The organism is Streptomyces sp. NPDC003023, from assembly GCF_042888225.1.
GTDB lineage: Bacteria > Actinomycetota > Actinomycetes > Streptomycetales > Streptomycetaceae > Streptomyces.
This window is the reverse complement of record NZ_JBIAPL010000007.1, coordinates 392,969-413,054: the sequence shown is the minus strand read 5'-3', so window position 1 is coordinate 413,054 and position 20,086 is coordinate 392,969. Positions and strand designations below refer to the sequence as shown.

The window sequence follows — 20,086 nt, the reverse complement described above, 5'->3', positions numbered from 1 at the left end:
TGTGGCCGGTGCGACCTGCGTCGCCGTTCAGCGGGCTCCTAGGGTGGCCCCATGGACGACCTCGACGGCCACGCTGCCCGGCTGCGTGCTCTGCCCCCTTCCTGCGGTCCTGTGCGCCTGATCGCTGTCGACGGACACGCGGGCTCGGGCAAGAGCACGTTCACCGGCCGGCTCGCCGGTGCACTCGGTGGATCCGTGCCCGTGCTGCACCTCGACGACCTGGCCACCCACGAAGAACTGTTCGACTGGACCGGGCGGATGCTGAGCGAGGTGATCGGACCGCTGGCACGCGGCCGGGACGCGTCGTATCACCCGTACGACTGGAATCTGCGGCGATTTCTCACGGCCCGGGTCCTGCCCGCGCAGCCGCTGGTCCTGGTCGAGGGAGTGGGGGCCGGGCGGCGCGCTCTGCGCCCGTATCTCGCGGCGCTGCTGTGGATGGACCGGGGCGCCGAGGAGTCGTGGGCGCGTGGCAGAGCCCGCGACGGCGCGGGGCTCTCGGGGTTCTGGGACGGGTGGACAGCGGCGGAGACACGCCATTTCTCGTCCGACCCGTCCAGGCCGTTCGCCGATGCCCTGATACGTGAGTGCCCCGAGGGATACGAGTGGCTCCAGGTGCCCGATGGGACTGCGGGTCCGGACCAATCAGTCACACAAAGTGAGGGCTTTCCCCCGGCATACTGAGTAGTCGGAATTCTGGCTCAAGACTGCCTCAACTCTGCTTGACCGACGGGGCGTACAGGTCTTACGTTCTCAATGTGCGGCTTTCCGAAGCCGCCGCAGACGCGAAGCCCCCGGTTGTTCCCCCGTGATCGGGGGCTTCGTTCTGCCCCCTTTCACCTCTTCGCCGCCCCCTCTGGTACCCCGCCTGTTCACGCTGGGTCACCGTTGCCGGGCCGCCGCCACACAGCCACGGCGCTCTTATTCGCCACCCCTCACGCGGGTACGATGCACCCGGTGGTCGTCAATTGCCGTACGTGGCCGGGCTGTTCCGGTCGCCGTCCGCGGGCGTCCACCCGGCGCGACAACACTGGTGCACGGTTTGTGGGGGGAGTGGGGGGACCCTATGGACATCGGCACGCAGGGCGCACGGACGCCGGCGGACCTCGCCTGGGTGCGCGGCGTGGACGCCTGCACCATGGGCGCGTATCCGCAGGCCGAGGAGGAGTTCCGCACGGCCGTCCGGCTGGACCCGGGTATGGCTGACGCCTGGCTGGGCCTGCACGCCCTGCGCGTCGACACCTCCACCGCCCTGCTGCACATGTACCGCGGCCGCGACCGCTTCGGCGAGCAACGGGCCCGGCACCGCCGCACCCTCAACTCCTGGTACTGGCTCGGCTGGTGGGTGCAACCGGTACTGGAGAGCCCCCGCGACCTGCTGCTCGCGCACGCCTCGCACTGGCTCGACGGCCGCCACGTTCCCGAACTCGACCAGGCGCTCGCCGCGCTGCCACCGGTCGACACCGACCCCCACGTTCGGTTTCTGCACGCCTGCCGGGCCTATCTCGTCAAGGACTGGGAACAGCTCGTGCGCCACACGGAGTCGCTGGTCGACGACCCCCTCCTGGGCATCGAGGCCGGGCTCTTCGGCGGCATGGCGCGGGTACGTCTGGAGATGTATGGGCAGGCGGAGCCGCTGCTGTCCGCCGCCCTGATGCGCTGCCGCAGCGAGCAGCCGCAGCGCAAGGAGTTGCGGTACTGGCTGGCCCGCGCGCACGAGGGCACCGGTCGCAGCGCGGCGGCGCTGCCCCTCTACCGCGCCGTCCACCGCATCGATCCGGCCTTCATGGACACCTCGGCGCGCCTGGCGGCCATCGCGGAGTACGACGGGATCGACGTGTACGACGACTCGGTCGGCCTGGCCGCCGTCTCCCTCGCCGGATTCGGCGGTGAGGCGGCGGACGTCCAGGCGGACGGCGAGGCGCCGCAGAGCCCGGAACCACGGTTCGGCGGCGACCCGGGCGGGCCTCTGCCGGGGACCGTTCCCGTGGGACCGGACGAGACGCCGCGGCGCAGGGCGACCGTCCCGGCGCAGACCTCTCCCCCGCGGTTCCCCGCCGGGCCCACCGACCCGGTGCTGCTCGCCCAGGCGCTGGCGGAGCTGGAGCGCATGGTGGGACTCGAACCGGTGAAGCGGCAGGTCAAGGCCTTGTCGGCGCAGCTGGAGATGGCCCGGCTGCGCGCCGGGCAGGGGCTGCCCGTACAGCCGCCGAAGCGGCATTTCGTCTTCTCCGGCCCGTCGGGGACGGGCAAGACGACCGTCGCCCGCATCCTCGGGCGGGTGTTCTACGCCCTGGGGCTGCTCGGTGGCGATCATCTGGTGGAGGCCCAGCGCGCCGATCTGGTGGGCGAGTTCCTCGGCCAGACGGCGGTGAAGGCCAACGAGCTGATCGACTCGGCCCTCGGTGGTGTGCTCTTCGTGGACGAGGCGTACAGCCTGTCCAACTCCGGCTACAGCAAGGGCGACGCGTACGGCGACGAGGCCCTTCAGGTGCTGCTCAAGCGCGCGGAGGACAACCGCGACCATCTGGTGGTCATCCTGGCGGGGTACCCGGAGGGCATGGACCGGCTGCTCGCCGCGAACCCGGGCCTGTCGTCCCGTTTCACCACCCGCGTCGACTTCCCCTCGTACCGGCCGCTGGAACTCACCGCGATAGGTGGCGTGCTGGCCGCCGACAACGGTGACGTGTGGGACGAGGAGGCGCGCGACGAGCTCTGCTCGATCAGCGGCCACGTCGTCGACCAGGGGTGGATCGACGAACTCGGCAACGGCCGCTTCCTGCGCACCCTGTACGAGAAGAGCTGTGCCTACCGTGACCTGCGGCTGTCCGGCTACCCCGGCCCGCCGACCCGCGAGGACCTGTCGACGCTTCGGCTGCCCGACCTGATGCAGGCGTACGGGGAGGTCCTGTCGGGCCGCGGCCCGGGCAGCCGCGGCCGGCAGGACCCTCCTCTGGGCTGATCCGGGCTCCTCAGCCGTTCACGAGTTCCCCCGCGCCGTCCTGGGCACCGTCCTGAGCACCGTCCTTGGCGGCGGCTCCTTCGGGCTTCCGGGGAGCCGACGGCGAAGGGGTGGTACGGGCCGTCCCCGGCGCGGCCATCCGGTGGGCCGGGTCGCGCACCTCACCGACGAGCTTCTCCAGTACGTCCTCCAGCGCGACCAGTCCGAGCACCCGTCCCGAGGCGTCGGCCACCTGCGCGAGATGGGTGACCGCGCGGCGCATCACGGTGAGCGCGTCGTCCAGCGGCAGCTCCGCGCGCAGCGTCGTCATCGGCCGCCAGACGTACTGGGGAACCGCACGCTCCGCGTCCTCGAGGTCCAGCACGTCCTTGACGTGGAGATAGCCCATGAACGGGCCCTCTCCCTCGCCGCAGACGGGAAAGCGCGAGTAACCCGTGCGCACCGTCAGCTCCTCCAGCTGCCGGGGGGTGACCGACGGCGCGACGGTCACCAGCTCCGAGCGGCGGATCAGGACGTCGGCGACGGGGCGGCTGCCGAGTTCGAGGGCGTCCTCGAGCCGCTCCTGCTCCTCCGGTTCCAGAAGCCCCGCGGAGCCCGCGTCCTCGACGAGCCGGCCGAGCTGCACGCTGGTGAAGACGGCCTCGATCTCGTCCTTCGGCTCCACCCGGAAGGCCCGCAGGACTAGCCGGGAACAGAGGCCCAGGGCGCTGGTGACGGGACGGCAGAGCCGGGCGAAGCCGACGAGGCCGGGGCCGAGCCACAGGGCGGTCCGCTCGGGGGCCGCCATCGCCAGGTTCTTCGGCAGCATTTCGCCGACCACGAGGTGCAGGAAGACCACGACGGCCAGGGCGATCACATAGCCGAGGGGGTGGACGAGCCCTTCCGGCACACGGGCCGCGTGGAAGACCGGCTCCAGCAGGTGTGCGACGGTCGGCTCGGCCACCGCGCCGAGGGTCAGGGAGCAGACCGTGATGCCGAACTGGGCGGCGGCCATCATCTGCGGCAGGTTCTCCAGACCGTGCAGGACCTGGCGGGCCCGCGAGGAACCCGCTGCGGCGAGCGGCTCGACCTGGCTGCGGCGTACGGAGACGAGGGCGAACTCCGCGCCGACGAAGAATCCGTTCGCCACGACCAGCAGCAGGGCGAACAGCAGTTGGAGGGCACTCACCCGGCGGCCCCCGTCATCGCCTCTGTCACGGCGCCGGCGCTCGTCCCGTACGGCGCGGCCGCGTCGGCGGTGCGCACCAGCCGGACCCGCTCGGCGCGGTAGCGGTCGACCTGGCGCACGGACAGGCGCCAGCCGGGGAGTTCGGCGTGGTCGCCGGGGGCCGGGATGCGTCCCAGCAGGTCGGCGACGAGACCGGCGACGGTCTCGTAGGGGCCGTCCGGCACGTCGAGGCCTATCCGGCGGAGTGTCAGCACACGGCAGCTGCCGTCCGCCTCCCACACGGGCCTGCCGTCCTCCGGCGCGGCAGGTGCCAGCTCGGGACGGGCGTGGGTCTCGTCGTCGTGCTCGTCGCGCACCTCTCCGACGAGTTCCTCGACGATGTCCTCGAGCGTGACGACGCCGGCCGTGCCGCCGTACTCGTCGACGACGACGGCTATGGGCTGCTCGCTGCGCAGCTGTCCCAGCAGCTGCTGGACCGGGAGGGTCTCCGGCACCAGCAGCGGCGCGACGGAGATCCTGTCCACCCCGACCCGCCGGCGTTCCTGCGCCCGCACCGCGAGGGCGTCCTTGAGGTGCACCATGCCGACGATCTCGTCGATGCGCTCCCGGTACACGGGGAAGCGCGAGAGTCCCGTCGCGCGGGTGAGGTTGAGGACGTCGGCCGCGGTGGCGTCCGACTGGAGGGCGCTGACCTTCACCCGTGGGGTCATCACATGCTGGGCGGTGAGGTGGCCGAGGGACAGGGTGCGGACGAACAGGTCCGCGGTGTCCTGTTCCAGGGTGCCCGCCCGCGCCGAATGGCGGGCCAGGGACATCAGCTCGCCGGGGGTCCGGGCGGACACCAGTTCGTCGGCGGGCTCCACGCCCGCCAGCCGTACGAGACGGTTGGCGGCGGCGTTCAGGAGGGTGATGACCGGGCGGAAGACGGCCGAGAACGCGGTCTGCGGTCCGGCGACGAACCTGGCCACCTGCAGCGGGCGGGACACCGCCCAGTTCTTGGGGACCAGTTCGCCGATCACCATCTGCACGGCGGACGCCAGCAGCATGCCGATGACCACCGCGACGCCGGGCACGGCGCCTTCGGGGATCTTGGTGGCGGTCAGCGGGGCGTCGAGCAGTTCGGCGAGGGCCGGCTGGGCGAGCATGCCGACGACGAGCGAGGTGATGGTGATGCCGAGCTGGGTGCCGGAGAGCTGGAAGGACAGCTCCCGCAGGGCTGCGACGACGCGGCGGGCCCGGCGGTCGCCCTCGGCCGCGGCGCGCTCCGCGTCGGGGCGTTCGACGGTCACGAGTCCGAACTCGGCGGCCACGAAGAAGCCGTTGGCGAGGATGAGAAGGAACGCTGCGGCAAGCAGCAGAAGCGGGGTGATCATGCCGCCGCCTCCGGGCCCTGTCCGGGCGTCGGGGAGGGGGCGGCGCAGGTACTACCGGACGATCCGTCCATTGCTGGAGGGAGTCACTCCTCGGGTCGCAGGGTGCCCCGCCGGCGGCCGGGGCCGGGTGGTGCGGGGCGGGGCGCACTCGGCGCCGCCGCCCAACAGGGTAATCAAGCCGGGCCCGTCGGGGGCAGGGGCGCTGCCGGTCATTGTTCGCCCGGGCGGGTGCCGCGCGGCTCCTCCGGACGGGTGCCGAGAGTCTCGGCGAGGGCCCGCAGGGCGCGGGCGTCGTCGATGGCCCGCGCCTTGGCGATGCCGGGCTGGATGCCGAGCACGGGCAGGCTGGTGCCGTCGCTGAGGTCGAGGAAGACCCACGGGTCGCCGGACCGCAGATTCACCCGCAGGATCTCCGCCCACGCGAGTCGGCGCGTACGGGTGAGGTTGACGACGGTCACGCCGTCGTCGTCGGCGACGACCTTCGGACGGCTCAGCAGGGCGAGCACACCGAAGAAGAGCAGCGCCGTGAAGATGAAGCTGATCTTCTCCGGCGCGCTGAGCCGCTCGAGGAGCAGGGTGATGGCGGTGACGACGGCGAGCATCGCCGTGCCCACGGTCAGCAGGACGATCCGGGTACGGGTCGGCCTGAAGGTGACCGGGAGCGCGGGCGGGCGGGGCGTCGGAGCAGTGGCGGACATGCTGTGACTCACGTCCTCAGAGGCGGCAGGCGTGGATGGCCGTGGTGAGGATGGCCCGCGCGCCGAGCGCGTACAGGTCGTCCATGATCCGCTGGGCCTCCTTGGCCGCGACCATGGAGCGGACGGCGACCCAGCCCTCGTGGTGCAGGGGGGAGATCGTCGGGGACTCGAGGCCGGGGGTGAGGGCGACGGCCTGCTCGAGGTTCTCGACGCGGCAGTCGTAGTCCATCATCACGTAGCTGCGGGCCACCAGGACGCCCTGGAGGCGGCGCAGGAACTGCTGTACCTGGGCGTGCTCGGGGTCGGCGCCGGTGCGCCGGATGACGACCGCCTCCGAGGTCATGATGGGCTCGCCGATGACCTCGAGGCCCGCGTTGCGCAGGCTGGTGCCGGTCTCGACGACGTCGGCGATGACCTGGGCGACGCCGAGTTCGATCGCGGTCTCCACGGCGCCGTCGAGGTGGACGACGGAGGCGTCGATGCCGCTGTCGGCGAGGTGCTTCGCGACGATGCCCTCGTAGGAGGTGGCGATCGTCATACCGCCGAAGTCGGTGACGCCGTTCGCGGTGCCGGGCCTGGTGGCGTAGCGGAAGGTGGAGCGGGCGAAGCCGAGCTGGAGGATCTCCTCGGCGTTCGCCCCTGAGTCCAGCAGCAGGTCGCGGCCGGTGATGCCGATGTCGAGCTTGCCGGAGCTGACGTAGATCGCGATGTCACGCGGGCGCAGGTAGAAGAACTCGACCTCGTTCTCGGGGTCGACGAGGACGAGCTCCTTGGACTCCTTGCGCTGCTGGTAGCCGGCCTCATGGAGCATCGCCGACGCAGGTCCGGACAGTGAACCCTTGTTGGGGACGGCGATGCGCAGCATGAGACGGGCTTCCTTTGTTCGCGTGGTGTGTGTGGACGGTGGGGCGGGACGGCTCAGAGGTGGGCGTAGACGTCGTCGAGGGAGATCCCGCGGGCGACCATCATCACCTGGACGTGGTACAGCAGCTGCGAGATCTCCTCGGCGGCGGCGTCCTTGCCCTCGTACTCGGCGGCCATCCACACCTCGGCGGCCTCCTCGACGACCTTCTTGCCGATGGCATGGACGCCCTTGCCCACCAGCTCGGCGGTGCGGGAGGTGGCGGGGTCGCCCTCGGCGGCCTTCTGCTGGAGCTCGGCGAAGAGCTCCTCGAACGTCTTATTCGGCATGGTGGTCCCAGACTACGCGGAAGCGGCCGCTGCTCAGCGCCAGGGTTCGGATACTGAACGCAGGACGGTCGCCGTGGCGACGGCCGCGGTGACCGCCTCGTGGCCCTTGTCCTCGTTCGAACCCTCGAGCCCGGCCCGGTCGAGGGCCTGCTCCTCGGTGTCACAGGTCAGTACGCCGAAGCCGACGGGGACACCGGTCTCGATGGAGACCTGGGTGAGGCCCTGGGTGACGCCTTGGCACACGTACTCGAAGTGCGGTGTGCCGCCGCGGATGACGACGCCGAGGGCGACGATCGCGTCGTAGCCGCGGCCGGCCAGCACCTTGGCCACCACCGGCAGTTCGAAGCTGCCGGGGACGCGCAGCAGCGTCGGCTCGTCGATGCCCAGGTCGTGCAGCGCCCGCAGGGCGCCGTCGACGAGGCCGTCCATGACCTTCTCGTGCCACTGGGCCGCGATCACCGCGACCCGCAGGTCGCCGCAGTTGCGGACGGACAGTTCGGGCGCACCCTTGCCGCTCATGTTTCTCCCTAGCCGTTCTTCGCTGCTCGTCGCGCAGTGGTACTGGTTGCGCGTGGTACTGGTTGCGCGGTGCTGCTCGTCGCGCGGTGCTACTGGTTGCCGCAGGTCGACGCGGGGGCCGCGTCGAGCCATGGCAGGTCGTGTCCCATCCGGTCGCGCTTGGTGCGCAGGTACCGCAGGTTGTGCTCGCCCGCCTGGACGGGCATCGCCTCCCGTTCGAGGACGGTGATCCCGTGCCTGACGAGGGCGGTGGACTTGTCGGGGTTGTTCGTCATCAGCCGCACGCTGTGCACGCCGAGGTCCTCGAGGATCCGGGCGCCGGCGGCGTAGTCGCGGGCGTCGGCGGGCAGGCCGAGCTCGAGGTTGGCGTCGAGGGTGTCCCTGCCGCGCTCCTGGAGTTCGTACGCCCGCAGCTTGGACAGCAGCCCGATGCCTCGGCCCTCATGACCGCGCAGGTACACGACCACACCCCGGCCGGCTTCCGCGATGCGTTCCATGGACGCGTTCAGCTGGGGACCGCAGTCGCAGCGGAGCGAGTGGAAGATGTCGCCGGTGAGGCATTCGGAGTGGACGCGTACGAGGACGTCGTCGCCGTCGCCGATGTCGCCGTGGACGAGGGCGACGTGCTCGATGCCGTCGACCGTCGACCGGTAGCCGTAGGCGGTGAACTCACCCGCCGAGGTGGGCAGGTTCACCTCCGCCTCGCGCCTGACGGTGGGCTCCGCGCTGCGGCGGTAGGCGATCAGGTCCTCGATGGAGATGATCGTCAGACCGTGCTTGCGTGCGAACGGGATCAGCTCGGGAAGCCTCAGCATGACGCCGTCCTCCCCCGCGATCTCCACGATCGCGCCGGCGGGCCGCAGACCCGCCAGCCGGGCGAGGTCGACCGCGGCCTCGGTGTGGCCGGGGCGGGTGAGGACGCCGCCTGGCTTGGCGCGCAACGGGAAGATGTGGCCGGGGCGCACGAAGTCGGCGGGGCCCGCCTTGCCGCCGGCGAGCATCTGGAGGGTGGTGGCGCGGTCGGAGGCGGAGATGCCGGTGGTCACCCCGTAGGCGGGGCCCGCGTCGACGGAGACGGTGAACGCGGTCTGCATCGACTCGGTGTTGTGCTGCACCATCTGGGGCAGTTCGAGGCGCTCCAGCTCGTCGTCCTCCATGGGGGCGCAGATCAGGCCGCGGCACTCGCTCATCATGAAGGCGACGACCTCGGGGGTGGCCTTCTCCGCGGCGATGACGAGGTCGCCCTCGTTCTCCCGGTTCTCGTCGTCGACGACGACGACGGGGCGGCCCGCGGCGATGTCGCGGACGGCCTGCTCGACGGGGTCGAGGGAGAGGTCCTCTGTGTTGCCGGCCGGGTACCAGACGGGCAGTGCGGTCATGCCGGTGCTCCTTCCAGGGAGGGCTTGGCGTTCCGCCGGGAGCGCAGCCACCAGTCACGCAGGCCCCACAGGACGAGCGCGCCGTAGACGACGTAGACGAAGCCGGAGAAGGCGAAGTCGTTGGCGAAGTTGAGCGGGACACCGACCAGGTCGACGAGGAGCCAGGCGAACCAGAACTCGACCAGGCCGCGGGCCTGGGCGACCATCGCGACGAGGGTTCCCACGAAGATGTAGGCGTCGGGCCAGGGGTCCCAGGAGAGGGACGGGTACAGGGTGAACAGTCCGCCCACGGCGAGGGTGCCGGCCACGGCTCCGCCGAGCAGGTAGCCGCGCTCGCGCCAGGTGGCGAACCTGACGGCGATCGAGCCGTCCTGCCCCTGCTTCCGGCCGCGGGTCCACTGCCAGTACCCCCACACCGCCACGGCCATGACGACCACCTGCTTGCCGGCGCTGCCGGTCAGGTGGGACGTGGCGAAGGCGGCGAAGAGGATGACGCCGGACACGAACTGGGCGGGCCAGGTCCAGATGGAACGCCGCCACCCGAGGGCGAGGGCGATCAGGCCGACGATGTTGCCGATCATGTCGGACCACTTGATGGGCTGGCCGAAGGCTGTGAAGGCCTCGGCGTTCAGCCAGTTCAGGGCGCTCACTCGGCACTCTCCTCGGCCTGCGCGCCGAGCAGCCGCTCGACGTACTTGGCGATGACGTCCACCTCGAGGTTGACCGTGTCGCCGGGCTGCTTGATGCCGAGCGTGGTCAGCGCGAGGGTGGTGGGGATGAGGCTGATCGTGAAGTGGTCGGGGCCTGCTTCGACCACGGTAAGGCTGACGCCGTCAACCGTGATCGAGCCCTTCTCGACAACGTATCGAGCGAGCCCGGAGGGCAGCGAGATCTTCACGATCTCCCAGTTCTCCGAAGGGGTCCGCTCGACGACCGTGCCGGTGCCGTCGACGTGTCCCTGGACGATGTGGCCGCCGAGCCGCGCGCCGACGGCGGTGGGCCGCTCGAGGTTGACGCGTGAGCCGGCCTCGAGGGAGCCGAGGCTGGAGCGCCTGAGTGTCTCCGCCATCACGTCGGCGGTGAACTCGCCGTCGCCCAGCTCGACGACGGTCAGGCAGACGCCGTTGACGGCGATCGAGTCGCCGTGCTTCGCGTCCTCGGTGACGATCGGGCCGCGCAGACGGAAGCGGGAGGCGTCGCCCAGGTTCTCGACGGCGGTGACCTCGCCCAGTTCTTCGACGATTCCGGTGAACACTTCAGGCTCCCTTGGGGACTGTCGCGGTGACGCGCAGGTCGGTGCCGATGCGCACGGTGTCCGTTACATGGAGCCGCAACGCTTCAGTGATGGTGGTGATTCGGGCGTCGGCGAGGGCGGCGGGACCCGCGCCGAGGAGTACGGGGGCGAGGTAGCCGATGACGCGGTCCACGGCCCCGGCGGCGACGAAGGCGCCGGCCAGGGTCGGGCCGCCTTCGAGGAGTACGGAGCGGACACCGGCGTCGTGGAGCGTGGTCAGCAGGTGCGGGATGTCGATTCCGCCGCCGGCGGCGCGCCGCAGCGCCCAGGTCTCCCCCGGGGGGAGCGCCGCGGCCGGGACGTCGTCGGCGACCACGATCACGGTGGGTGCCGCGTCGTCCAGGACCCGGGCGCCGGGCCGGACCGCTGCCGCGTTCGTGTCGACGACCACGCGCAGCGGCTGGGTGACCCCTTCGATTCCCCGTACCGCCAGGTGGGGGTCGTCGGCGCGCATGGTGCCGGAGCCGACCACGACGGCGTCGCTCTCGGCGCGCAGCCGGTGGACGTCGGCGCGGGACTCCGGTGAGCTGATCCAGCGGCTGGTGCCGTCGGCGGCGGCGACCCGGCCGTCGAGGGTGGCCGCGTACTTCCAGGTGACGTGGGGACGGCCGTGGCGTACGGAGGTGAGCCAGGCGATGTTGCCGGTCTCCGCCTCGTCCTCCAGCAGGCCGTGCACGACGTCGACGCCGGCTGCGCGCAGGGTGTCCGCGCCGCCCGTGGCCTGCGGGTTCGGGTCGGCGACCGCGTACACGACGCGGGCGATCCCGGCCTCGGTCAGGGCCTGGGCACAGGGGCCGGTGCGGCCGGTGTGGTTGCAGGGTTCGAGGGTGACGTACGCGGTGCCGCCGCGGGCGAGGACCCCGGCTTCGCGAAGGGCGTGGATCTCGGCGTGCGGTCCGCCGGCGCGCTCGTGGAAGCCTTCACCGACGACGTGTCCCGAGGCGTCCGTGATGACGCAACCGACGACCGGGTTGGGGCTGGTGGAGCCGAGTCCGCGGGCGGCGAGCACGACTGCTCGGCGCATGGCGTCCATGTCGGCTGCGGTGGCCACCGGGTCCTCCTGCCTCTTCGGGCACGGACTCCGGGGCCTGTCGATGACGACGGACAGCGGGATCACACCAGGGGGAACGCCAAGGCCGAATGCGACGGTCGCCTGGAACGGCGACCGACAGACGGCCGGCGCACACCTGTCGGTGGACACCCGCCGCGCACTGCCTCCCATCCGGACTTTAACCGTCGGTCCAGGAGTTTCACCTGGTCAACCGGCCGCTGGCTGCGGACGGGTCGCGGACTGTAACCGCCGGTTCGGAATTGCACCGACCCCGGAGTGCGCTGCTGCTGATACAGGGACAGTGTGCCACGACCGGCGGTGGACCATGCGGGTGACGGCTGTGGACTGGCTCACATGCGCGTGCATGGAGTCACCGCGCGTCATATTCGAGCGGAATGGTCCAGACCTATTGACGCATTGGTCTAGTCCTCTTAATGTCTGCGACACCTCCGCGGACCAGGCCCGCCGGTGTGCGCACGCCAGGGCCAATCCCTTTTCCCCATGAGCCAGTTGTGCGAGGCCGAACCCGTCGGCACCCCTGCCCGCCCGGCCGGCGAACAGGGGATCCCCACCAGGAGGAACTGATCGTGCAGTCCCCCACCCGTACCAGAGCCGGAACATCGCTGCTCGCGGCGGCAGCCGCGGCCACCGCACTGCTGGCCGGCATGCTGGCGCCCGGCGTCTCCCACGCCGCGTCCCAGGAGTCGTGCCGCCCCGACGGGCTCCACTCCACCCCCGGCGTCGACGTCCCGTACTGCTCGGTATACGACTCCGAGGGCCGCGAGAAGATGGGCTCGGACCACCAGCGCCGGGTCATCGGCTACTTCACCGGCTGGCGCACCGGCAAGGACGGCACCCCCGCCTACCTCGCGTCCGACATCCCGTGGGACAAGGTCACCCACATCAACTACGCCTTCGGCCACATCGACTCGGCGAACAGACTGTCCGTCGGCGCCGACAGCGAGAAGAACGCCGCGACGGGCATGACCTGGCCCGGCGTCACGGGGGCCGAGATGGACCCGGCACTGCCGTACAAGGGCCACTTCAACCTGCTCAACAAGTTCAAGAAGCAGCACCCGGACGTCAAGACGCTGATCTCGGTGGGCGGCTGGGCGGAGACCGGCGGCTACTTCGACGACAACGGCGACCGGGTGGACTCCGGCGGCTTCTACACGATGGCCACCAACGCCGACGGCTCGGTCAACCAGGCGGGCATCGACACCTTCGCCGACTCGGCCGTCGCCTTCGTCAAGAAGTACGGCTTCAACGGCGTCGACATCGACTACGAGTACCCCACGTCCATGAAGGACGCCGGCCACCCGGCCGACTTCCCCGTCTCCAACGCCCGCCGGGCCGGCCTCAACAAGGGCTACGCGGCGCTGATGAAGACCCTGCGCGAGAAGCTGGACCGTGCCGGGGCCGCCGACGGCAGGCACTACATGCTGACCGTCGCCGCGCCCTCCTCCGGCTACCTGCTGCGCGGCATGGAGACCTTCCAGGTCCAGAAGTACCTGGACTACGTCAACATCATGTCGTACGACCTGCACGGCGCCTGGAACGAGTACGTCGGTCCGAACGCCTCGCTCTTCGACGACGGCAGGGACGCGGAACTGGCGGCGGCGAACGTCTACGGCAGCGCGCAGTACGGCGGCATCGGCTACCTCAACACCGACTGGGCGTACCACTACTTCAGGGGCTCCATGCCCGCCGGCCGCATCAACATCGGTCTGCCCTACTACACCCGCGGCCACAAGAACGTGCAGGGCGGCACCGACGGTCTGTGGGGCAGGGCCGCCGCGACCTCCTGCCCGGCCGGCTCCGGCCTGACCAAGTGCGGTGACGGCGCCGTCGGCATCGACAACCTGTGGCACGACAAGGACGACAACGGGGTCGAGTCCCCCGCCGGTTCCAACCCGATGTGGCACGCCAAGAACCTGGAGAAGGGCATCGTCGGCGACTACGTCACCCGGTACGGCTTCCCGGCGGGCACCGAGCTGACCGGCGACTACGTCCGCAAGTACGACCCGACGCTGGTCGCTCCCTGGCTGTGGAACGCCGAGAAGAAGGTCTTCCTCTCCACCGAGGACGAGCAGTCCGTGGCCGCGAAGGCGGACTACGTGGTCGACCGAGGCATCGGCGGCACGATGGTCTGGGAGCTGGCCGGCGACTACGGCTGGAACGCGGCGAAGGGCCAGTACGAGACCGGTGACACGCTGACGACGCTGATGTACGAGAAGTTCAGGTCGGCCGCTCCGTACGGCGCGAAGAAGTCCAACACGGCACTGCCCACGGGCGCCGTGGACATCGCCGTCGACTTCACCGACTTCAAGCTGGGCGACTCCAACTACCCGATCACGCCCAAGCTGAGGATCACCAACAACACCTCGGCCGCACTGCCCGGCGGCACCGAGTTCCAGTTCGACTACGCGACGGCCGCCCCGGCCAACGCCTCCGACCAGTCGGGCTTCGGCACCAAGGTGATCAGGAGCGACCACACAGGCGGCAACGTCGGCGGTCTGAAGGGCGACTTCCACCGGGTGTCGCTGAAGCTCCCGGCCTGGCAGTCGCTGGCTCCCGGCGCGACCGTGGACCTCTCGTTCAACTACTACCTGCCGGTGTCGACGCCCTCCAACTGGACCGTGAACATCGGCGGCACCACCTACGCGCTGCGGGGCGATCTGGCCCGCGGCACCACGTCGGTCGAGCCGGGCGACGGTGGCGGTACGGGTCCGGGCCCGTCGCCGACACCCACACCGACACCGACGCCGGGTGACTGCGCCGCGCCGGCGTGGAGCGCGACGTCCGAATACGGCGGCGGGGTGACCGTGTCCCACAAGTCGCACCAATGGAAGTCCAAGTGGTGGACGAAGGGCGAGGAGCCGGGTACGACCGGTGAGTGGGGAGTCTGGCAGGATCTCGGCACCTGCTGATCCCTCCGCGAGTCAGCCCGGCGGCGGTCACCGGCCCTTGCCGCCGCCGGGCCCTCGGCCGGTTCGCACCCCCGCCGGGCCCTCGGCCGGTCGGCCGCGCCTGCGCGAGCGACCACACACGGCGGGCGGCGGTTCCGGACCGATGAGCACGGGCGCCGGCCCCTCGAACGGGTGCTACCGCGTGGGCGGGAGCCGGTAGACCGAGACGTGCGAACGCGACTCGGCGGTGAACTCCCCGCCGGACCAGTCCCCGTGCCGGGTCTCCAGTTCGAGTCCGGCAAGCTGAGCCATCAGGTCGAGTTCGGCCGGCCAGATGTAGCGGTGAGGGCTCCGGAACAACCGTGCCTCCTCGGTGTCGTCGAACCTGAAGTGATGCGACACGACGTGCTGGCGCAGCACGTCGTAGGTGTCCAGACCGATGTACCCGGGTTCGGACTGCCAGACGGTGGCCGCCTGGCCCGGTGGGAGCGTGCGCAGTTCGGGCACCCAGAGCTCGACCACGAACCGGCCACCGGGCTCGAGATGGCGGGCGGCGTTGCGGAAGCACTCGACCTGCTCGGCCTGCGTGAGCAGGTTGGAGATCGTGTTGTAGACGAGGTAGACCAGGGTGTACGTCCCAGGGGCGGTGGCGGTCGCCATGTCGCCGACGGTCACGGGGATCGTCGCCTCGTCGGCCTTGGCGCGCAGCCGTTCCAGCATCGGCGGTGACAACTCGATGCCCGCGACGGGCACCCCTCGCTCGGCGAGCGGGACGGCCACCCTGCCGGTCCCGACGGCGAACTCGAGTGCCGCGCCCTCCCCCGCGAGCTCGGTGAGACGGTCCACGGCCGGCTCCAGGACCTCGGGCGCGAACATGCCTGATCCCGGCGTGTCGTAGCGCTCGGCAGCATCGGCGTTCCAGATTTCGTCCTGCTTCATCCGGCCAACGCTCGCCGCGGGCCCGGTCGCTGTCCAGCGAATATCCGCCTCGCGCCGTCACGAGCACGGCCTCCGTGCCTGTGCGGAGGGAGCGCTTCTCTACCCGAACAGTTCGCCCCGCGCCGTCTCCCCCGCCGTCAGCAGGGCGCCGCTGAGGATCGCCGTACCGCCGAGCGCGCTCGCGCGGACCTCCGTGCGCAGCGGCGACAGGCCGGCCACTCTCGTCTCCACCCGAGAGGCCAGTGCCTCGCCGCCCGCGTGGCCGGTCTCGCCGCCCAGGACGACGCAGCCGGGGTCCAGCACCGCGGCGACCGCCGCGGCGCCGAGGGCCAGACGGTCGGCGAGGGCATCGAGGAAGTCGCCCCGGTCCTCGGTGACGGCCGCCCTCACGACGGCCGCCGCGGCCGCGCCGCCGAGCCCGTACCGCTCCCCGAGCGCGCAGATGGCCGCCGAGCCCGCCAGTGAGTGGAAACCGCCTCCGCAGTCGACCGCGGAGGGAATCCCCCCGGTGCCCGGCACCGGCAGGAAGCCGATCTCACCCGCGCCGCCCGAGGCCCCTTTCCGCAGCCGGCCGTCGAGGAAGATCCCCGCGCCGACACCGTGCCCCAGCCAGAGGAACGCGAAGGAGTCGCGGTCGGCCGCGGCGCCGACGCGCTGCTCGGCCACGGCCGCGAGGTTGGTCTCGTTCTCGACGATCACCCGGGCGGGCAGGCGCTCCTGGAGGGCCTCCACGAGCAGGCGGTGCCAGGCCGGCAGGCCGGTGGAGTCGCGCAGTTCGCCGGTGGACGGGTCGATGAGGCCCGGCGCGCCGACGCAGACGCTGTGCAGCGCGGCGGCTCCGGCGTCACGGGCCGTGCGCTCCACGAGGGCGGCGGCACGCTCCACGGCCGGACCCGGGTCGGCGTCGGGGCCGCCGCCGATCGGGAGGGACGCCTCGGCGAGTCGCGTACCGAGGAGGTCAGCGACGACGACGGACACGCTCTCGGTGCGTACGTCGAGCGCGGCGAGGTGGGCGCGGTCGGCGACGATTCCGTACAGCCGGGCGTTCGGACCGCGCCGTTCGGCGCCCGACTCGCCGACCACGTGGACGAGCCCGGATCCCTGCAGGCGCTCGACGAGGTCGGCGACGGTGGGCCGGGAGAGGCCGGTCATGGCCTTCAGCTGTCCTGCCGTCAACGGGCCCTCCTGCTGGAGGAGTTCCAGGGCGAGCCGATCGTTGATGGCCCGGGCGGTACTCGGGGAAGCGGGCATGCCGGAATCCTTCCAGATGGATACCGCCTATTTATCAGGCAGGGTTCCTGATAGTTTACCGCTCACGTTCTCGGGGAGAGGTAGACGCATGTCCAGCGCATCGAGCCGATCGGCCGTCGGGCTGTCCCAGTTGAGGCGCGCCCGCTTCGCCGTGGCCGCCGTCTTCTGCGTGCACGGCGCGGTCACCGGCAGCTTCGCGACCCGGATCCCCTGGATCCAGGACCACGCCGGTGTGAGCGCCGGTCAACTCGGCCTCGCCCTGGCGTTCCCGGCGCTCGGCGCGTCCGTGGCCATGCCGCTGGCCGGAGCCGTCAGCCACCGCTTCGGCGCCCGCGCGGCGCTGCGGGCACTGCTGGCACTGTGGACCCTGAGCCTGGTCCTGCCTGCGTTCGCCCCGAATCTGCTCACCCTGTGCGCCGCGCTGTTCGTCTACGGCGCCACCTCCGGAATGTCCGACGTGGCGATGAACGCGCTGGGCGTCGAGACCGAGAACCGGCTCGACCGTTCGATCATGTCGGGGCTGCACGGCATGTGGAGCGCCGGTGCGCTGATCGGCTCGGCAGGCGGCACACTCGCCGCCCATCTGGGCAGTGACGCGCGGCTGCACCACAGCCTGGCGGCCGTCACGCTGACCGTGCTCGGGCTGATCGCCTGCCAGGGCGTGCTGGACCTGCGCAGCTCCGCCGAGGAGGAGCCGCCGCCGCGGTTCGCCCTGCCGCCGAAGTCCGCGCTGGTCATCGGCGCGATCGGATTCTGCGCGGTGTTCGCGGAGGGCGCGAGCCTGGACTGGTCGGCGGTCTATCTGCGTGACGTGCTCGACACGTCGCCGGGTCTCGCCGCCGCGTCGACCACGGCATTCGCGCTGACGATGGCGGTGGCGCGGCTCGCGGGCGACCGGATCGTGGACCGCTTCGGACCCGTTCGTACCGTGCGGGTCGGCGGGGTGCTCGCGACGATCGGCGGACTGCTGGTGGTCACGGCCCCGCATCCGGCCGTCGCCATGGGCGGCTTCGCCCTCATCGGATTCGGTGTCGCCGTGGTCGTGCCGCTGGCCTTCGCCGCCGCCGGGCGCAGCGGGCCGAACCCGAGCCAGGCGATCGCCGGTGTCGCCACGATCACCTACACCTCGGGCCTGATCGCCCCGTCGGCGATCGGCGCGGTCGCCGACGCGACCAGCCTGGTCGTGTCGTTCGGCCTGGTGACGGCGCTCGCCCTCGGTCTGGTGCTGGGCGCCGGTGTGCTGCGCTCGGCCGGGCGGGAGAGCGGCAAGGTCAGCCCGCCGGTGCCAGCAGTGCACGACCCGCGGCTCTGAACCGCTCGCTCCAGGGCGCGGGGCGCAGGGTGTCCGGGTCCAGCCTGACGAGGACCCGGACACCCCGCGCGTAGGTCACGGCGCCGTCCGCGGAGCAGAAGCGGAAGCCGTACGTGAGGCCGGTGCGGCCAAGCCTTTCCAGCCACAGGTGGACGGCGTAGTCACCGGTCCGGTTCACCGGGCGCTCGTAGCCGATGCGCAGCTCCTTGACGGCGTTGCAGGCATCGCCGGCCGCCGCCCAGTCGCCCTCGAAGGCGAACCCGCGCTCCTGCCAGTACGTCACCCACGCACGCTCGACCATCAGCGGGTACCGGGCGTTGTGGAGCAGCCCGAGCGCGTCGAGGTCGTCGAAGTGCACGACGGCGGGGACGCGCACGCCGTAGGGGACATCGGGGACGAGCGGCTCGGACGGGGTCGGAGGGGCTTGCGTGGTCACGGTCGGGGCTCCTGAGCAGTACTGGCCGAAAACATCTCATCCTAAGCACCCGCTCACCGGGGCCCGTCCCATCCGGAACGGGCACTACCATTACGCCGATCGTTGACGACTGGACGAAGTGGAGCGGCCCGTGGACCTCGGCGTGCGCTGGACCCTGCACGGCGACGGGCGGACACCCGCTCCCGGTGCCGTGGTGCGACCCGACGAGCGGCTTTCCTGGCCCCGCACCGCGGGCCTCGGCGCCCAGCACGTGGTCGCGATGTTCGGGGCGAGTTTCGTCGCGCCGGTGCTCATGGGGCTGGACCCGAACCTCGCCATCATGATGTCCGGCGTCGCGACCGTGATCTTCCTGCTCGCGACGCGCGGCAGGGTGCCCAGCTACCTCGGCTGTTCGCTCTCGTTCGTCGGTGTGGCCGCCACCATCCGGGCCACCGGCGGCGACAGCGCCACCGTGACCGGCGCGGTACTGGTCGTCGGCGCCGCGCTCTTCGTCGCGGGCCTGGCCGTACGGCGGTTCGGGGCGCGGATCATCCACACGGCGATGCCGCCGATCGTCACCGGCGCGGTCGTGATGCTGATCGGCTTCAACCTCGCCCCGGTGACCGCCTCGACGTACTGGCCGCAGGACCAGTGGACGGCCCTGCTGGTCATGCTCTTCACCGGGCTCGCCGTGGTGTGCCTGCGCGGGTTCTTCTCCCGTGTCGCGATCTTCCTCGGGCTGATCTTCGGCTACGCGCTCTCCTGGGTCCTCGACCGGATCTTCGGAAAGATCCACTCCCCCGTGGGCGGCGCGGAGGCCGTGGACCACTGGCGACTCGACCTGTCCGCCGTGGGCCGGGCCGACTGGATCGGCCTGCCGTCGTTCCACGCCCCGAGCTTCGAGTGGTCCGCGATCCTGGTGGCCCTGCCGGTGGTGATCGCGCTCATCGCGGAGAACGCCGGGCACGTCAAGGCGGTCGGTGAGATGACCGGCGACTCCCTCGACGACAGGCTGGGTACCGCGATCGCGGCCGACGGGGCCGCGTCCATGCTCTCCACCGCCGTCGGCGGGCCTCCGAACACCACGTACTCGGAGAACATCGGCGTCATGGCCGCGACCCGCGTCTACTCCACGGCCGCCTACTGGGCCGCCGCCGGCTTCGCCCTGCTGTTCGGCCTGTGCCCCAAGTTCGGCGCGGTCGTCGCCGCCATCCCCGGCGGGGTGCTCGGCGGGATCACGGTGATCCTCTACGGCATGATCGGGCTGCTCGGCGCACAGATCTGGATCAACGCCGAGGTTGATCTGCGCAACCCGCTGAACCTCGTGCCGGCCGCGGCGGGCATCATCATCGGCGTGGGCGGCGTCAGCCTGAAGATCACGGACAACTTCGAGCTGAGCGGTATCGCGCTCGGCACGATCGTCGTCATCACCGGCTACCACGTACTGCGTGCCTTCGCCCCCGCCCACATGAAGGAGCGGATGAAGGACGAGGAGCCGCTGCTGGACTCCGGTACCTCGTCGTACGACACCGGAGCCGACGCACCGGGACCTGACGCCCCCGGCTCTGGCTCCGGCTCCCGCGACGGCTCCGGAGGGACCGGCGGCACGGGCACCGGCCGCTAGG

General features: G+C 71.3%; 18 protein-coding genes and 1 riboswitch. Of the genes, 5 read left to right on the top strand and 13 right to left on the bottom strand.

Annotated elements, in window-relative coordinates; genetic code table 11:
* The first annotated feature begins 51 nt into the window (after window positions 1–51).
* Both ACFYV1_RS24375 and ACFYV1_RS24370 read left to right on the top strand, forming a co-directional pair.
* On the top strand, window positions 52–684 hold the full coding sequence (locus ACFYV1_RS24375; RefSeq protein ID WP_389397648.1) for a uridine kinase: 633 nt from the start codon (window positions 52–54) through the stop codon (window positions 682–684).
* Between the two features lie 382 nt (window positions 685–1,066).
* The gene (locus ACFYV1_RS24370) at window positions 1,067–2,962 is read left to right on the top strand and encodes an AAA family ATPase (protein WP_389397647.1); all 1,896 of its coding nucleotides are present in this window, start codon (window positions 1,067–1,069) and stop codon (window positions 2,960–2,962) included.
* Between the two features lie 10 nt (window positions 2,963–2,972).
* On the opposite strand, the gene ACFYV1_RS24365 is transcribed toward ACFYV1_RS24370, so the two are convergent.
* The 10 genes from ACFYV1_RS24365 to ribD all read right to left on the bottom strand — a co-directional run bounded on the left by ACFYV1_RS24365 (window position 2,973) and on the right by ribD (window position 11,635).
* Window positions 2,973–4,130, bottom strand: coding sequence for a hemolysin family protein (locus ACFYV1_RS24365; protein WP_389397646.1), 1,158 nt, complete (start codon window positions 4,128–4,130; stop codon window positions 2,973–2,975).
* A complete protein-coding gene (locus tag ACFYV1_RS24360) occupies window positions 4,127–5,503 on the bottom strand; it encodes a hemolysin family protein (protein WP_389397645.1) in 1,377 nt (458 codons plus the stop codon). The genes ACFYV1_RS24365 and ACFYV1_RS24360 overlap by 4 nt, the downstream gene beginning before the upstream one ends.
* 209 nt (window positions 5,504–5,712) lie before the next feature.
* Window positions 5,713–6,201 (bottom strand): PH domain-containing protein, encoded by a 489-nt coding sequence (locus ACFYV1_RS24355; protein ID WP_389397644.1) that lies wholly within the window; start codon window positions 6,199–6,201, stop codon window positions 5,713–5,715.
* 16 nt (window positions 6,202–6,217) lie between these two features.
* Complete coding sequence (gene hisG, locus ACFYV1_RS24350; RefSeq protein ID WP_389397643.1) at window positions 6,218–7,066, bottom strand: ATP phosphoribosyltransferase; 849 nt, start codon at window positions 7,064–7,066, stop codon at window positions 6,218–6,220.
* 53 nt (window positions 7,067–7,119) lie between these two features.
* Window positions 7,120–7,392, bottom strand: a complete 273-nt coding sequence (locus tag ACFYV1_RS24345; RefSeq protein WP_264242247.1) for a phosphoribosyl-ATP diphosphatase — start codon at window positions 7,390–7,392, stop codon at window positions 7,120–7,122.
* A gap of 33 nt (window positions 7,393–7,425) precedes the next feature.
* Window positions 7,426–7,911 carry a 6,7-dimethyl-8-ribityllumazine synthase gene (ribH, locus tag ACFYV1_RS24340; RefSeq protein WP_389397642.1) on the bottom strand — a complete coding sequence of 162 codons (486 nt, stop codon included), beginning with the start codon at window positions 7,909–7,911 and terminating at the stop codon, window positions 7,426–7,428.
* A gap of 89 nt (window positions 7,912–8,000) precedes the next feature.
* A complete protein-coding gene (locus tag ACFYV1_RS24335) occupies window positions 8,001–9,290 on the bottom strand; it encodes a bifunctional 3,4-dihydroxy-2-butanone-4-phosphate synthase/GTP cyclohydrolase II (RefSeq protein ID WP_389397641.1) in 1,290 nt (429 codons plus the stop codon).
* A complete protein-coding gene (locus ACFYV1_RS24330) occupies window positions 9,287–9,931 on the bottom strand; it encodes a nicotinamide riboside transporter PnuC (RefSeq protein WP_389397718.1) in 645 nt (214 codons plus the stop codon). Before ACFYV1_RS24330 ends, ACFYV1_RS24335 begins: the two co-directional genes overlap by 4 nt.
* 5 nt (window positions 9,932–9,936) lie before the next feature.
* A complete protein-coding gene (locus tag ACFYV1_RS24325; protein ID WP_389397640.1) occupies window positions 9,937–10,545 on the bottom strand; it encodes a riboflavin synthase in 609 nt (202 codons plus the stop codon).
* A 1-nt stretch (window position 10,546) separates the two neighbouring features.
* A complete protein-coding gene (gene ribD, locus ACFYV1_RS24320) occupies window positions 10,547–11,635 on the bottom strand; it encodes a bifunctional diaminohydroxyphosphoribosylaminopyrimidine deaminase/5-amino-6-(5-phosphoribosylamino)uracil reductase RibD (protein WP_389397639.1) in 1,089 nt (362 codons plus the stop codon).
* A 153-nt stretch (window positions 11,636–11,788) separates the two neighbouring features.
* A riboswitch (FMN riboswitch) is annotated at window positions 11,789–11,919 on the bottom strand.
* A gap of 303 nt (window positions 11,920–12,222) precedes the next feature.
* On the opposite strand from ribD, the gene ACFYV1_RS24315 reads away from it, so the two are divergent.
* Window positions 12,223–14,565 carry a chitinase C-terminal domain-containing protein gene (locus tag ACFYV1_RS24315; protein ID WP_389397638.1) on the top strand — a complete coding sequence of 781 codons (2,343 nt, stop codon included), beginning with the start codon at window positions 12,223–12,225 and terminating at the stop codon, window positions 14,563–14,565.
* 174 nt (window positions 14,566–14,739) lie between these two features.
* Here ACFYV1_RS24315 and ACFYV1_RS24310 read toward each other — a convergent pair whose 3' ends face one another.
* Complete coding sequence (locus ACFYV1_RS24310; RefSeq protein ID WP_389397637.1) at window positions 14,740–15,483, bottom strand: class I SAM-dependent DNA methyltransferase; 744 nt, start codon at window positions 15,481–15,483, stop codon at window positions 14,740–14,742.
* A 99-nt stretch (window positions 15,484–15,582) separates the two neighbouring features.
* Window positions 15,583–16,734: an ROK family transcriptional regulator gene (locus ACFYV1_RS24305; protein ID WP_389397636.1), complete on the bottom strand. Its 1,152-nt coding sequence runs from the start codon at window positions 16,732–16,734 to the stop codon at window positions 15,583–15,585.
* 88 nt (window positions 16,735–16,822) lie between these two features.
* On the opposite strand from ACFYV1_RS24305, the gene ACFYV1_RS24300 reads away from it, so the two are divergent.
* The gene (locus ACFYV1_RS24300; RefSeq protein WP_389397635.1) at window positions 16,823–18,046 is read left to right on the top strand and encodes an MFS transporter; all 1,224 of its coding nucleotides are present in this window, start codon (window positions 16,823–16,825) and stop codon (window positions 18,044–18,046) included.
* Here the strand turns inward: ACFYV1_RS24300 and ACFYV1_RS24295 are convergent.
* Window positions 18,006–18,482, bottom strand: coding sequence for an acyl-CoA thioesterase (locus tag ACFYV1_RS24295; RefSeq protein ID WP_389397634.1), 477 nt, complete (start codon window positions 18,480–18,482; stop codon window positions 18,006–18,008). The two genes, ACFYV1_RS24300 and ACFYV1_RS24295, sit on opposite strands and share 41 nt — an antisense overlap.
* Before the next feature lie 130 nt (window positions 18,483–18,612).
* Between ACFYV1_RS24295 and ACFYV1_RS24290 the strand changes: the two genes are divergently transcribed.
* Window positions 18,613–20,085, top strand: coding sequence for a uracil-xanthine permease family protein (locus ACFYV1_RS24290; RefSeq protein WP_389397633.1), 1,473 nt, complete (start codon window positions 18,613–18,615; stop codon window positions 20,083–20,085).
* Window position 20,086: the final 1 nt, after the last annotated feature.

Coding starts and splice junctions, on each gene's coding strand:
- ACFYV1_RS24370 (WP_389397647.1), top strand. CDS start 1,067: ATGGACATCGGCACGCAGGGCGCACGGACGCCGGCGGACCTCGCCTGG.
- hisG (WP_389397643.1), bottom strand. CDS start 7,066: ATGCTGCGCATCGCCGTCCCCAACAAGGGTTCACTGTCCGGACCTGCG.
- ACFYV1_RS24310 (WP_389397637.1), bottom strand. CDS start 15,483: ATGAAGCAGGACGAAATCTGGAACGCCGATGCTGCCGAGCGCTACGAC.
- ACFYV1_RS24360 (WP_389397645.1), bottom strand. CDS start 5,503: ATGATCACCCCGCTTCTGCTGCTTGCCGCAGCGTTCCTTCTCATCCTC.
- ACFYV1_RS24305 (WP_389397636.1), bottom strand. CDS start 16,734: ATGCCCGCTTCCCCGAGTACCGCCCGGGCCATCAACGATCGGCTCGCC.
- ribH (WP_389397642.1), bottom strand. CDS start 7,911: ATGAGCGGCAAGGGTGCGCCCGAACTGTCCGTCCGCAACTGCGGCGAC.
- ACFYV1_RS24375 (WP_389397648.1), top strand. CDS start 52: ATGGACGACCTCGACGGCCACGCTGCCCGGCTGCGTGCTCTGCCCCCT.
- ACFYV1_RS24300 (WP_389397635.1), top strand. CDS start 16,823: ATGTCCAGCGCATCGAGCCGATCGGCCGTCGGGCTGTCCCAGTTGAGG.
- ACFYV1_RS24335 (WP_389397641.1), bottom strand. CDS start 9,290: ATGACCGCACTGCCCGTCTGGTACCCGGCCGGCAACACAGAGGACCTC.
- ACFYV1_RS24355 (WP_389397644.1), bottom strand. CDS start 6,201: ATGTCCGCCACTGCTCCGACGCCCCGCCCGCCCGCGCTCCCGGTCACC.
- ACFYV1_RS24345 (WP_264242247.1), bottom strand. CDS start 7,392: ATGCCGAATAAGACGTTCGAGGAGCTCTTCGCCGAGCTCCAGCAGAAG.